This window comes from Luteibacter rhizovicinus DSM 16549, assembly GCF_001887595.1.
In the GTDB taxonomy this organism is placed as follows: Bacteria; Pseudomonadota; Gammaproteobacteria; order Xanthomonadales; family Rhodanobacteraceae; genus Luteibacter; species Luteibacter rhizovicinus.
In genome coordinates this window covers 1581647-1595404 of record NZ_CP017480.1, presented here as the reverse complement: position 1 = coordinate 1595404, position 13758 = coordinate 1581647, and the positions used below count along the sequence as shown (strand labels likewise).

The following is a 13758-nucleotide window of genomic DNA, read 5'->3' as shown; positions in this document are numbered from 1 at the left end:
AAGTACCGGAAGGGATGGTTTGGCACTGCCACGATTCTTCCCTTCAGGTGCTATACAAATGCCATATGCTGGTGTAATTTGCTTATCTTTCCGCTTGCAGAAACCAGCGCTTTCGGCAATGTCAATCGCCGAGCGCCGGAAGAGCAGTGCGGGTTCACTTCCGCTTGATTAGCTCTTGATAGTGACTGATGGCCTCAAGTAACGAATCAACCGGCCAAGCGCCGTTTAGTTGGGGGCGCACCAGCGCGTTGGCAGTCGCCATCGCTCTGCACTCGTTCGCCTTCCTGCTGCTGGTAGCGCCCATGGCGCCGCCGAAGTCGCAGGAAAAGCAGAAAGAGAAGGTAGTTCAGGTCGACTTTATTGAACCGCCGCCGCCGCCCCCGCCCCCCCCGCCGCCGCCGCCGGAGCCCCCCAAGCAGCCGCCGCCGAAAATCGTGCAGATTTCGAAGCCGCCCCCGACACCTCCGCCGCCGGCTCCACCGCCGCCGGCAGTAGACGAGGCGAGTTCGAATCCTGTTCCGGCTCCGCCGCCGGCACCTCCCGCGCCGCCAGCACCGCCGGCGGATATCGCGCCGAGCGAAAATCTGTCGTACCGTCAGCGCAACCCGCCGAAGTATCCGCCGCAGGCGGTTCGTCAGCGGCATGAAGGTACTGTGGTACTTCTGGTCCTCGTAGGTGTCGACGGTTCGCCGAAGGACATCAAGGTTGACCAGTCGAGCGGTTTCCGCGAATTGGACAAGGCAGCAGAAGACGCCGCCAGGAATTGGAAATTCAACCCGGGCAAGCGAGGCGGTGCTGCCGTCGAAGGCTATGCACGTGTCCCCGTTACGTTCAACCTAAACCAGCTGTAAGTCTCCTCGCTTACAGCTATTAAGTTCACGCTTGACTTCCCAAGGGTAGCGTTATGTTGCAAGACACCTCCGCTCAGCCTGCTAATCCAGGTCAAAACTCCAATGCCGACGCCCTCAAGCAGATGGGCTTCGACCACCTGATCCACAACTTCGACTTCCTCGGTTGGATTGTGTTCGTGGTACTGATCGCGATGTCGGTGCTCTCGTGGTACTTCATCGTCGCCAACTTCATCCGTAACAGCATGGTGCGTTCGCGCGCCGACAAGGTTATCCAGGGTTTCTGGAACACCTCGTCGACGCAGGAAGCCATTCGTGTGCTCGAAGAGCAGCCGAAGGGCGAACCGTTCTCGAAGATCGCTCTCGACGCCGCTTCGGCCGTCGCTCACCACCAGGCAGCTGCCGGTGGTCGCCTCGCCGAGACCCTGTCGCGTTCGGAATTCATCGATCGCGCCCTTCGCCAGGCCGTTGCTCGTGAGAGCCTGCGTCTGGAAGGCGGCCTGACCCTGCTCGCTACGGTCGGTTCGTCGGCACCGTTCATCGGTCTTCTCGGTACGGTGTGGGGTATCTACCACGCACTTATCGGTATTGCCGCTTCCGGTTCCGCGTCGATGGATAAGGTCGCCGGTCCCGTCGGTGAAGCTCTGATCATGACCGCGTTCGGTCTGTTCACCGCTATCCCGGCCGTGCTTGCGTACAACTTCTTCATGCGCTCGAACCGCCTGACCTACGCCCAGTTCGACGAATTCGCGCACGACCTGCACGACTTCTTCGCCACGGGTGCCCGCGTCGAAGGCACCGGTCCGGTCGTCTCCGTCAAGAAGTGAGGAATTGACCCATGGCTATGAGTAGCGGGGGCAACAGCGGCGGCCCGATGTCGGAAATCAACGTCACGCCGCTCGTCGACGTGATGCTGGTTCTGCTGATCATCTTCATGATCACGGCTCCCCTGATGTCCCATAAGGTCCAGATCGATCTGCCGAAGGCTAATCCGAATGTTAAGGATGACACCCCGGTCGATCCGATGGATCTCGCGATCAAGCCGGACGGTACGTACTTCCTCAATGACGGCGAAGTCAGCGAGGCTGAGCTGAAGGCACAGTTCGCGGTTGCGGCGGCGAAGTCGCCGCAGCCGGAGCTCCAGATCCGTGCAGACCGCACCACGGAATACAGAGTGGTGAAGAAGGTCCTTGGCGATGCCAAGGATGCCGGCATGGTCCACGTCGGCTTTATGTCGACCGGCAAGGAGTAACGAACATGGCATTCTCCTCAGGCAACTCTGGTGGCCCGATGGCCGACATCAACGTGACGCCGCTCGTCGACGTCATGCTGGTGCTCCTCATCATCTTCATGATTACGGCTCCGATGCTGTCGCATAAGATCAAGATCGATCTTCCGCAGCCGAATCCGAACGTCGTCAACCCAGAGAATCCGCCGGATCCCGTCCGTTTGCAGATTCGCCAGGATGGCTCGCTCTATTGGAACGATACGCCGGTTGACGAACTGGGCCTCAAGGCTCAGATCGCGGTGATCGCCCAGCAGTCGAACCAGCCGGAACTGCAGATCGATGCGGATGACGCGGCTCAGTACGAGGTCGTGGCACGCGTGCTTTCCGACGCCAAGGGCCAGGGCCTGACCAAGATCGGTTTCGTTAACTCGAACTGATGGCGGTCGTCCGGTAAGAACTGAAAAACCCCGCTTCGGCGGGGTTTTTTTATGTCCGCTAACTGGGGGGCGGAAACCCTGCTTTCTGTGGGAGCCGATTCATCGGCGATCGGGTGCTTGCCTCACCCTGGCCCGCTGCCGCGGGATCGCCGATGAATCGGCTCCTACAACGGCAGGCGGCGCCTTAGGACAGGATGTCGAGGTAGTTCTTGACGGTCTTCGACAGGCCTTCGTACAGCGCCTCGCTGATCAGCGCGTGCCCAATCGATACCTCAGCCAGGCCGGGAATCGCCGACTTGAACGTACCGAGGTTCGCCTGGCTCAGGTCGTGACCGGCGTTGACCGCCACGCCTGCCCTCTGCGCTCTCTGCGCGGTGTCTGCGAACGACGCGAGCTCCTTGCGCGCGTCGCCTTCCGCGAAAGCTTCAGCATAGGGGCCGGTGTAAAGCTCGATGCGTTGGACACCGATCGCGGCAGCCTCGGCAAAACCCTCGCCGCCGGCGTCGACGAAGACGCTGACACGGCACCCGAGTTCGCGAAACGCCGCGACCACCGGCTTGAGCGTCTCGATGTCCCTGGTCAGGTCGAAGCCGTGATCGGAGGTGATCTGCCCGTCGCCGTCGGGGACGAGCGTGACCTGCGTCGGCCGCACCTCGCGCGCCAGTTCGATCAGGCCGGGATAGGCACCGCGCGGACCGGCAAACGGATTGCCTTCGATGTTGTATTCGACACGGCCGCGCAACAAGCCAGCCAGGGTACGAACATCCGACGGCGTGACGTGGCGCATGTCGGGGCGCGGGTGGACGGTGAGCCCACCGCAACCGGCGTCGATACAGGTGTTGGCGGCCGTCGCGATGTCCGGCTCGTGGCCGCCGCGCGAGTTGCGCAGGACGGCGATCTTGTTCAGGTTTACGCTGAGTAGGGTCATCGTTTATCCATAAAAAAACGCACGTCGCCATCGCGACGTGCGTAATGACTGTCGTCCCAGCATAACGCGCCCACTCCATCTGGCGCACGGCTCACACACACACACGCGCACTCACAGAACATCAGACACATCTCGATGAGAAAAGGTTCAAAGCGCATATGTGAAGACGCGGATCCTGCGCTCACTTCCGCGCCATGCCACCGCGGCAAGACAATCGTCCCCCATATCGAGGGCATCGATCCCCCACGCGGAAGCCGGTCCGATCTCACCCTCGAAAGCGACCGGTACCACCGATGCGTCGTCCAGCCTAAAAGCCACGCGATGCAGTCCGTATGACAGGCCGCCGCCGTTAGCCTTCAATACGGCTTCCTTGGCGGTCCACAAACGGAGGAAGGCGCGCAGTCGAAGCGCCTCCGGCAACGATGCCAACATGGCCGTTTCGTCGGGGGCAAAGAAGCGTGTCGCCAGCTCAAGCGCCCGTGGCCTGGGCCGAACGCGCTCGACGTCCACACCGATCTCGAAGCCTTCCCGACCGCGGCCCACGGCGAACAACGCCCTCTCGCCACTGTGGGACCAGTTGAACCCAAGGCTGCCGAAGGCACCCGGGAAATGCGGCTTCCCGTGTTCGCCACGCACCACCGCGGGCGCGCCCGGGCCGGCATACGCCGCCAGCAGGGATGTGAAGGGCAGCTCGCCGCGGTCGGCGCTCCACGCGGTCTGCCAGACATGGATCTCGTCATCGGCGAGCGGTGGCACATCGGCAAGGGTCGAAGTCATTTGCGCATTCTATTCGCGCGAGGCCCTAGAATCAGGGTCGTACAGAACGCGGAGCACTCATCGTGATCGCAGGCTGGCTTTTGCTGCTGGTCGCGCTTGCCTATGTCGGCATGTTGTTCGCTATTGCCTATGTTGGCGACCGTCGGCCGCTCTACCCTCGCCAGCCCAGGTTGCGGCCGCTCGTCTATAGCCTCGCCCTGGCCGTCTATTGTTCCTCATGGACGTTCTATGGCGCCGTGGGCACGGCGGCGCGATCGGGCCTGGCTTACCTGCCGATCTATCTCGGTCCGTTGCTGCTGTTCGTCTTCGGCTTCGGCTTGCTCGAGCGCCTGGTGCTGGTTGCCCGACAACGCAACATCACGTCCATTGCCGATTTCATCGCGGCGCGCTTCGGCAAGTCGCATGGCCTCGCGGCCCTCGTCGCGATCATCGCCGTTGTCGCGATCATTCCGTACATCGCGTTGCAATTCAAAGCGGTGGCCATGTCCTTCGCCGTGCTCGGCGCGGGCAACTCGGCCTGGTGGTTCGGCGACACGGCGCTATGGTGCGCCGCCCTGCTCGCCGTGTTTGCGATCCTGTTCGGCACGCGCAACATCGATGCGACCGAGCACCATCACGGCCTGATGCTCGCCGTGGCGGTGGAGTCGCTGGTCAAACTGCTCGCCTTCGTCGCCATCGGTGTCTATGCCTATCTGCACGGGCCGGGCATCGCGCAGACCCTGCATGCGCCCGTGCTGCAGATCGAAAAAGGCAGCATGCCGCCCGGCTTCGTCGCGCAGACCCTGCTCGCGTTCTGCGCGATGTTCTGTCTCCCCCGGCAGTTCCAGATCGGCGTGGTCGAGTGCGAAGATCCGCGCGACCTGCGCAAGGCGCGCTGGTTGTTCCCGCTCTATATGGTGTTGATTTCGGCAGCCGTCCTTCCCATCGTCAGCGCCGGTCTCAGCCTTCCCCAGGTGACCAACGCTCACGTCGACGCATGGGTATTGAACCTGCCCATCGCGCTGGGCGACAGCGGCATCGCCCTCCTCGCGTTTGTCGGCGGCTTCTCCGCAGCCACCGGCATGGTGATCGTCGCAGCGGTCGCGCTGGCGACGATGATAAGCAACGACCTGGTCATGCCGGCGTTGCTGCGCATCCGTCGATTCGATCTCGAGCGGCGCGGCGATCTCTCCGGCATCGTGCTTCTCGTCCGTCGCGTCTCCATCGTCGTCCTCGCCGCGCTCGCCTACGTCTACTACCGCATCATCGCCAACGCCGAGAATCTCGCTGCGACCGGCCTGCTCTCCTTCGCCGCGGTGGCGCAATTCGCGCCGGCGATCGTGTCGGCCTTGTATTGGCGTGGCGCGAGTCGCGTCGGCGTCTACGTCGGACTGCTGGCCGGATTCGTCGTCTGGGCATACACGCTCCTGTTCCCCGCGATGACGCGTGCAGGATGGATGCGTAGCGGCTGGGTCGATAACGGGCCCTTTGGCATGAGCTGGCTCAAGCCGAACGAACTCTTCCACCTCAGTGGTTGGGAACCGGTCACTCACGGCACCTTCTGGTCCCTGCTGTTCAATGTTTCATGCCTGGTCTTCATCTCGCTACGTTTCAGGCCAAGCGTCGCCGAGCGTCTGCATGCCGCCCTGTTCGTCGACCCCTACGTGCGCAGCGTCACGGGCGCAGGCGACTGGAAAGGTCGCGTTACCGTGCGGGACCTGGGGACGATCGCCGGCCGTATCGTCGGCGAGCGGGTCACCGCCCGTGCGTTCAACGAGTACGGCGAACGTCACGGCGTTACGCTGACACCGACGGATTCGGCAGACCGGCCGTTGATCCAGTTCACCGAGCGCCTGCTGGCCAGCGCGGTCGGTGCGGCGAGCGCCCGGCGCATCCTGATGGGCGCCTTGTCAGGCACCGGTCTGGATATCGCCGAGGCAATGGCCTTGATGGACGAAGCGTCCCAGGAGCTGCGCTTCAATCGCGAGCTCCTGTCGACCACGCTCGAGAATGTGTCGCAAGGCATCAGCGTGGTCGATGGCGAGATGCGGCTGGTCGCCTGGAACCGACGCTATGTCGAGTTGTTCGATTATCCGGAAGGCATGGTCTATGTCGGTCTCCCCGTCGCGGACCTGATCCGCTGGAATGCCGAACACGGTGAATGCGGTCCGGGCGAAGTGGACGAGCACGTCGGCAAGCGTATCCGCTACATGCGCGCTGGGTCGCCGCATGTTTTTCAGCGCATTCGACCCGACGGCACCGTGATTGAAATGCGTGGACGTGCGCTGCCGGGCGGTGGCTTCGTCACGACGTTCACCGATGTCACCGCATACAAGTCGGTCGAACAGGCACTGATCGATGCCAACGAGACGCTCGAGCAACGCGTCGAAGTGCGCACGGCCGAACTGTCCGAGGCTTTGACCGCGACGGCGATCGCCCGCCGCGAGGCCGAAGCCGCGAACGCGTCGAAGACGCGATTCCTCGCCGCTGCCAGTCACGACCTGCTGCAACCGCTCAACGCCGCGCGCCTGTTCACCTCCGCCCTGCGTCAGCATCCCGGCCTCGACAGCGATGTGGCGCAGCTCGCCGAACGTATCGATGCCTCGTTTCGTGCAGCTGAAGATTTGCTGGATGCGCTACTCGACGTGTCGCGACTGGACGCGGGAAGTTATCGCCCGGAGGTCGCGCCGTTCGCGCTCGCCGACCTGTTCGATTCGCTGCGACAGCAATTCGCCGTGGTCGCCGAGCAACGCGGACTGAGCCTGCATGTCGTGCCGACGACCCTGTCGGTACGTTCCGATGCGCAGTTACTTCGCCGTATCGTTGCCAACTTCCTGTCCAACGCCCTGCGCTACACGCGCGTCGGTGGTGTGCTGTTGGGCGCGCGCCGGCACGGCGACGAGATCCGCATCGAAGTGTGGGATACAGGACCCGGGATAGCGAACGAACAGCAGGTGCGCGTCTTCGGCGAGTTCCAGCGACTGGAGCGTCCGTCACCCTGGGGTGAGAAAGGACTCGGGTTGGGACTCTCCATCTGCGATCGTCTGGCCGGCATTCTTCATCATCGCCTGGCCCTGCAATCGCGCGTCGGTCGCGGAAGCTGCTTCAGTATTTCGGTGCCGCGCACAGCGCAGGTATCGCGCAAGCGCGCGCCGGCGATGGCGCGTCCCGGTGGCGGTGAACAATTGCCGTTGACCGTCCTCTGCATCGACAACGATGAAACCATTCTCGAGGGCATGAAGGCGTTGTTGGGTCGCTGGGGCGTGGACTGCCGCGTGGCCATCGATGTCGACGGTGCGTTGCACACCTTGTCGACCACGCACGTCGACCTGATCCTCGCCGACTACCATTTGAGCGACGACATGGATGGTCTGGCCGCACTGCGCGTCCTCGGTGAAAAGCTCGGAACGCTACCGCCGGCAGCGATGGTCACGGCGGATGGAAGCACGGAACTGAAGCAGCGCGCGCGAGCGTTGGGTTATCCCTTGCTGCACAAGCCGGTGCGCCCGGCGGCGCTTCGTGCTCTCCTGGTTGCGTTGGTGAAACGCGCCGGGACAAACGCGGCCTGACAGAGCCGTCAGGCTTCCGGGGCGTTGTTGGGAAACGCTTCCCTCTCCACGTCGAGATGACTTGCGGCGAGCGCCACCTGGGTTCGGTTCGACACGCCGAGCTTGCGCATGATCGCGGTCATGTGTGCCTTGACCGTCGCTTCAGACACCGTGAGTTCGTAGGCGATCTGCTTGTTGAGGAGGCCTTCGGCGATCATGTTGAGCACGCGGAATTGTTGCGGCGTGAGCGAGGCAACGCGTGCTGCCACGGCTGCCTCGTCGGGTTTCAGCTCGACGCTGCCGCCGACCAGCTTGTGCGGAAGCCACACGTCGCCATCGAGCACGGCCCGCACGGCCTCGACGATATCGTCCACCGCCGCCGACTTTGGAATGTACGCGGAGGCGCCATGCGCTAACGCGCGCCGGGCCACCTGCGCCTCCTCGTGGCCGGAGACCACAATGGTGGGCAGGCCGGGATACTGGCCGCGTATGTGGGCGAGCGCGGAGTAGCCGCGCGCACCCGGCATATGCAGGTCCATCAATAGCAGGTCGGCGTCGGGCAGCGATTCAATCAGGGCAAACAAGGCCGGCACGCTGTCCGCCGTGTGCACCGTGGCATCAGGCAACGCTGCCAGGACCGCACGCTGCAAGGCGTCACGGAACAGCGGATGGTCGTCGGCGATCAGGACATCGGACATGGAGTGCTACTTGATCAGTCGTTCTTCCACCAGGCTCTTCACCACCGAAGGATCGGCGAGCGTCGAGATGTCGCCCAGCTGGTCGGGCTGGTTCTCGGCAATCTTGCGCAGGATGCGACGCATGATCTTGCCCGAACGTGTCTTCGGTAAACCCGGTGCCCACTGCAGGAAATCCGGTACGGCGATCGGACCGATTTCCTTGCGTACGCCGGCGATGAGTTCTTTGCGCAGCTCCTCGCTGCCGGTCTCGCCCGCGACCAGGGTGACATAGGCGTAGATGCCCTGGCCCTTGATGTCGTGGTGGCAGCCGACCACGGCGGCTTCGGCCACCTTGTGATTGGCGACCAGTGCACTTTCCACTTCGGCCGTACCGATGCGATGACCCGAGACGTTGATCACATCGTCCACGCGGCCGGTGATCCAGTAGTAGCCGTCTTCGTCGCGACGTGCGCCGTCACCCGTGAAGTAGTTACCCGGATAGGTCTTGAAGTAGGTATCGACGAAGCGCTGGTGATCGCCATACACCGTGCGCATCTGGCCGGGCCAGGAATCGGTGATGACCAGATTGCCGCTGCATGCGCCTTCCTGCGGCTTGCCATCGGTATCCACGATGGCGGGCGTGATGCCGAAGAACGGCAGTGTCGCCGAGCCCGGTTTCAGGTCGGTCGCACCGGGTAGCGGCGTGATGAGGATGCCGCCGGTTTCGGTCTGCCACCAGGTGTCGACGATCGGGCAGCGTTCGTCGCCCACCACGCGGTAATACCAGTTCCAGGCTTCGGGGTTGATCGGCTCGCCGACCGTGCCGAGCAGGCGCAGGGACTTGCGCGAGGTCTTCTTCACCGGTTCCTCGCCCTCGCGCATGAGCGCGCGGATGGCGGTCGGTGCCGTGTAGAACAGGGTGACCTGGTGCTTGTCGACGACCTGCCAGAAGCGGCTGAAATCCGGATAGTTGGGCACGCCATCGAACATCACCACGGTCGCGCCGTTGGCGAGCGGCCCGTAGACCACGTAGCTGTGGCCGGTGATCCAGCCCACGTCGGCCGTGCACCAGTAAACGTCGTCTTCGCGGACGTCGAAAATCAGCTCGTGGGTCATGCTCGCATAGACGAGATAGCCGCCACTGGTGTGCAGCACGCCCTTTGGCAGGCCCGTGGAGCCCGAGGTGTAGAGCGTGAACAGCGGATCCTCCGCGTTCATCGCCTCCGGCAGGCAGTCCGTGGACTGCCCTTCCATCAAGGTGTGGTACCAGCGGTCACGCGGAGACTGCAGGTTGATCGCACCACCCGTCCGGCGAACGACGATGACCGTCTCCACACTGTTGGTATGCGGACGGGTGAGCGACTCGTCCACGTTGGCCTTGAGCGGGATTTTCTTGCCGCCGCGGCAGCCTTCGTCGGCAGTAATCACCAGCTTGGCGCCGGAATCCGCGATGCGGCCGGCGAGCGAGTCCGGCGAGAAGCCGCCGAAGACGACCGAATGGATGGCGCCGATGCGTGCGCAGGCCAGCATGGCCACCGCGGCCTCCGGGATCATCGGCAAGTAGACGATGACGCGATCGCCCTTGGCCACGCCGAGGTTCTTCAGCGTGTTGGCGAACTTGCAGACCTCGCGGTGGAGCTCGCGGTAGGTCAGGCTGCGCGACTCGTTGGGGTCGTCGCCCTCGAAGATGATCGCGGTCTTGTCGCCGCGCTTCTCCAGGTGACGGTCCAGGCAGTTGGCGGCCACGTTGAGGGTGCCGTCCTCATACCACTTGATGTACAGGTCCTTGGGGTCGTACGAGACGTTCTTGATCTTCGTCGGCGGCGTGACCCAATCGAGCCGGCCGCTCATGTCTTTCCAGAAGCCCTCGGGATCCTCGACGGACCGGGCATACATGCGCTGGTAGTCGTCCTTGCGGATATGCGCCCTGGCGGCAAAGGCGGGATCGACCGGGTGGATATCGGACATGCGTTCTTCCTGCAGATTGGCTTGTGGCTATGCCACGAAGTGTAACGTCGCGGCGCAACATAAGATGGCGACCCTGCTACGACTTTGGTCGAGGTTCGACCTTTGGCGAATGGATGCCCGGGCCCGGGTGTCACATGCTCGGCTCGCCAATGGTTGGGGAGACCATGATGAAGACGAACCGTTCCGGTGGCCGCAAGGCCATCGCCCTGAGTGTCGCCTGCGCCTTGATGCTGCCGATGGCCGCATTGCCGGATATGGCCCACGCCCAGTCGAAATCGAAAAAGACGACAAGTCACGAGGCGGAACTCGAAGCCCGCGTGAACTCGCTCGAGCAGCAGCTCGCCGAGCTCAAGGCGATGATCCAGGAGCAGAAGGCCGCGACCACGCAGGCCACGTCCACGGCCCAGGCCGCGCAGACCCAGGCCCAGGCGACCGACGAAAAGGTCAGCAAGGTCGAGAAGGTCGTCGCGACCGTACCGGCGAAGCCAGCCTTCAGCACCGGCACCGCGCCGGGTGTCTCGCTGGCCCTGCACGGTTTCATCGACGTCAGCGCCTTCAGCCAGAATCGGGCCTACACCTACGGTAACGGCCAGAACGCCGAATACCCGATTCCGTCGGATGGCGCCGGCCATGCCAATGGCCGGGTCAGCGGCGTCGACGTCCGCAACACGCGCTTCTGGCTCGACTTCGCCGGTGCCAAGTTCAACGAGAACTGGAACGGCAGCGGTCGCATCGAGATGGACTTCTTCGGCGGTTTCAACGGCACGGGTGCCTACGCGGGTTCGCAGCCCGAGCAGCGGCTGCGTCAGGCGTACTTCGATATAAGCAATCCCAACTCCGGCACGACGATCCGCGTCGGCCAGATGTGGGACCTGATGTTCCCGCTGGATTACATCCCGCAGTCGCTCTCGCATATCGCCTTCCCGCTGGGTTACGGCAGCGGCGTGATCGGCTGGCGCTTCCCGGGCGCGATCTTCATGCAGGATCTCAACCACGGCGCCGAAGGGACCAAGTGGCGGCTGGATATCGCGGCCTTGCAGGGCACCTGGAACGGTCGTGCCGGCGGGACCGATACGAACAACTTCCTTACCCAGGGCAATGCGGGCTTCAGGCCGCAGTTCGAAGCACGCCTGACCGCCAAGGGCGGCAACTGGGCCGCGTTCCTCGCCGGTCATTACAGCAAGATCGACCTCAGCGGTGTCGAGGGCAATACCCCGACGCCGATCAAGAAGAACCTCTCCAGCACGGCCGTCGAACTCGGCGGCATGTGGACGCCCGGTCAGTTCATCCTGAAGACGGCGGTGTACTCCGGCAACGCGATCGGCGAGATCTTCGGCAACCTCTCGCAGTTCGGCGACATCAAGGAGAAGGGTGGTTACCTGCAGGCCGGTTACAAGTTCGACTCGCACTGGACCTTGTATGGCTTCGCCTCGATGGCCAAGCCCAACACGAACGACGTGTTGCGCTGGCGTGCCGCCAACACCGTCGGCCTGCTGAAGAACCGCCAGACGGCGGGCAGCCTGCAATACACCACGGGACCGTTCGATTTCAGCCTGGAATTGATCCACTCCAACCTCGACTCGACCACCGTCAACGGCCTTGGCCGCGAAAAGACCTCGGGTAACGAACTCACCCTCAACGGTATGTACCGGTTCTGATTGGAGAGCGACATGGCGACTACGGCTAGCGGCCTTCGTGCCGACGGCAGCATCGGAACCAGTCACAGACGCGTGATCCTCGCGTCGAGCCTGGGCACGGTTTTCGAGTGGTATGACTTCTACCTTTACGGCTCGCTTGCCGCGATCATCGGCAAGCAGTTCTTCACCGGCCTGAACGAGACCAGCCAGTTCATCTTCGCGCTGCTCGCCTTCGCCGCCGGTTTCGCCGTGCGTCCCTTCGGTGCCATCGTGTTCGGACGCGTGGGCGACCTGATCGGCCGCAAGTACACGTTCCTGATCACCATCATCATCATGGGTACCTCGACCTTCCTGGTCGGCGTGTTACCCGGTTACTCGACGATGGGTGTCCTCGCGCCGGTGCTCCTGATCGCCCTCCGTCTGTTACAGGGACTGGCGCTCGGCGGCGAGTACGGTGGTGCGGCGACGTATGTCGCGGAGCATGCACCTCAAGGCAAGCGGGGCCTGTATACGAGCTTCATCCAGATCACGGCGACCTTCGGCCTGTTCCTCTCGCTGCTGGTGATCCTGGGCACGCGCCTGGGCCTGGGCACCGAAAGCTTCGAAGCCTGGGGTTGGCGTATCCCGTTCCTGATCTCCGCCGTGCTCGTGGGCGTGTCGGTCTACATCCGACTGCAACTGCACGAGTCGCCGGTGTTCCAGCAGATGAAGGCCGAGGGCAAGCAGTCCAAGGCGCCGCTGACCGAAGCCTTCGGCCAGTGGAAGAACCTGCGTCTGGTGATTCTCGCCCTGCTGGGCGCCACGGCCGGGCAGGCGGTGGTCTGGTACACGGGGCAGTTCTACTCGCTGTACTTCCTCACCCAGAGCCTGAAGATCGACGGCACGACAGCGAACCTGTTGATCGCCGCAGCGCTGCTGATCGGTACGCCCTTCTTCGTGTTCTTCGGTTGGTTGTCCGACAAGGTGGGCCGTAAGCCGGTCGTGCTGGCCGGCTGCCTGTTGGCGGCACTGACGATGTTCCCGATCTTCAAGGGTCTTACGCACTTCGGTAACCCGGCGATCGAAGCGGCCGCTGCGACGGCGCCGGTGGTGGTCACCGCCGATCCGAATGCCTGCTCCTTCCAGTTCGATCCGGTCGGCAAGAAGACCTTCACCAGCTCCTGCGATGTCGCCAAGAGCGTGCTGGCGAAGAAGGGTATCCCGTATACCAATGCCTCCGCGCCGGCCGGTACGCTGGCCACGGTGAAGATCGGTGACGAGGTGATCGAGTCGTTCGAAGGCGCCGGTCTGGAGAAAGCGGACTTCACCGCCAAGGGCAAGGAGTTCACCGGAAAGATCGCGGCACAGGTCAAGACCGCAGGCTATCCGGAGAAAGCCGACCCGAGCCAGTCCAACTACCCCATGCTCATCGTGCTGCTGGCCATCCTCGTACTCTACGTGACGATGGTCTACGGCCCGATCGCCGCGTGGCTGGTGGAGATGTTCCCGACGCGTATCCGCTACACCTCGATGAGTCTGCCGTATCACATCGGCAACGGCTGGTTCGGCGGTTTCGTGCCGACCATCGGCTTCATGCTGGTCGCCTGGAAGGGCGACATCTACTACGGCCTCTGGTATCCGGTCGTCGTGGCCTTGATGACCGTCGTGATCGGCTTGTTCTTCGTCCGCGAAACCAAGGATGTCCCGCTGGAGCATTAATCAAGACATGTAGGAGCCGATTCATCGGCGAAT

Annotated in this window: 11 protein-coding genes; 7 read left to right on the top strand and 4 right to left on the bottom strand. The window is 63.2% G+C overall.

Annotated elements, in window-relative coordinates:
• Positions 1-188: 188 nt before the first annotated feature.
• From BJI69_RS07250 to BJI69_RS07235, 4 genes are read left to right on the top strand one after another with little or no spacing between them, the layout of a single operon-like run.
• Positions 189-851, top strand: coding sequence for an energy transducer TonB (locus BJI69_RS07250; RefSeq protein ID WP_071924901.1), 663 nt, complete (start codon positions 189-191; stop codon positions 849-851).
• A gap of 53 nt (positions 852-904) precedes the next feature.
• Positions 905-1675: a MotA/TolQ/ExbB proton channel family protein gene (locus BJI69_RS07245; RefSeq protein ID WP_046969086.1), complete on the top strand. Its 771-nt coding sequence runs from the start codon at positions 905-907 to the stop codon at positions 1673-1675.
• Between the two features lie 11 nt (positions 1676-1686).
• Positions 1687-2100, top strand: a complete 414-nt coding sequence (locus BJI69_RS07240) for an ExbD/TolR family protein (RefSeq protein ID WP_046969085.1) — start codon at positions 1687-1689, stop codon at positions 2098-2100.
• Positions 2101-2105: 5 nt separating this feature from the next.
• Positions 2106-2513, top strand: a complete 408-nt coding sequence (locus BJI69_RS07235; RefSeq protein ID WP_046969084.1) for an ExbD/TolR family protein — start codon at positions 2106-2108, stop codon at positions 2511-2513.
• A gap of 184 nt (positions 2514-2697) precedes the next feature.
• On the opposite strand, the gene BJI69_RS07230 is transcribed toward BJI69_RS07235, so the two are convergent.
• Both BJI69_RS07230 and BJI69_RS07225 read right to left on the bottom strand, forming a co-directional pair.
• Positions 2698-3441: a pyridoxine 5'-phosphate synthase gene (locus BJI69_RS07230; RefSeq protein WP_046965930.1), complete on the bottom strand. Its 744-nt coding sequence runs from the start codon at positions 3439-3441 to the stop codon at positions 2698-2700.
• Positions 3442-3588: 147 nt separating this feature from the next.
• Complete coding sequence (locus BJI69_RS07225) at positions 3589-4218, bottom strand: 4'-phosphopantetheinyl transferase family protein (protein WP_046965929.1); 630 nt, start codon at positions 4216-4218, stop codon at positions 3589-3591.
• Between the two features lie 62 nt (positions 4219-4280).
• On the opposite strand from BJI69_RS07225, the gene BJI69_RS07220 reads away from it, so the two are divergent.
• Positions 4281-7766 carry a hybrid sensor histidine kinase/response regulator gene (locus tag BJI69_RS07220; protein WP_046965928.1) on the top strand — a complete coding sequence of 1162 codons (3486 nt, stop codon included), beginning with the start codon at positions 4281-4283 and terminating at the stop codon, positions 7764-7766.
• Between the two features lie 8 nt (positions 7767-7774).
• Here BJI69_RS07220 and BJI69_RS07215 read toward each other — a convergent pair whose 3' ends face one another.
• Complete coding sequence (locus BJI69_RS07215; protein ID WP_046965927.1) at positions 7775-8443, bottom strand: response regulator transcription factor; 669 nt, start codon at positions 8441-8443, stop codon at positions 7775-7777.
• 6 nt (positions 8444-8449) lie between these two features.
• Entirely contained in the window at positions 8450-10390 is a 1941-nt protein-coding gene (acs, locus tag BJI69_RS07210) for an acetate--CoA ligase (RefSeq protein ID WP_046965926.1), read from the bottom strand.
• A 167-nt stretch (positions 10391-10557) separates the two neighbouring features.
• Between acs and BJI69_RS07205 the strand changes: the two genes are divergently transcribed.
• Both BJI69_RS07205 and BJI69_RS07200 read left to right on the top strand, forming a co-directional pair.
• Positions 10558-12048, top strand: a complete 1491-nt coding sequence (locus BJI69_RS07205) for a hypothetical protein (RefSeq protein ID WP_046965945.1) — start codon at positions 10558-10560, stop codon at positions 12046-12048.
• 12 nt (positions 12049-12060) lie between these two features.
• Positions 12061-13725 carry an MFS transporter gene (locus tag BJI69_RS07200; RefSeq protein WP_046965944.1) on the top strand — a complete coding sequence of 555 codons (1665 nt, stop codon included), beginning with the start codon at positions 12061-12063 and terminating at the stop codon, positions 13723-13725.
• Positions 13726-13758: the final 33 nt, after the last annotated feature.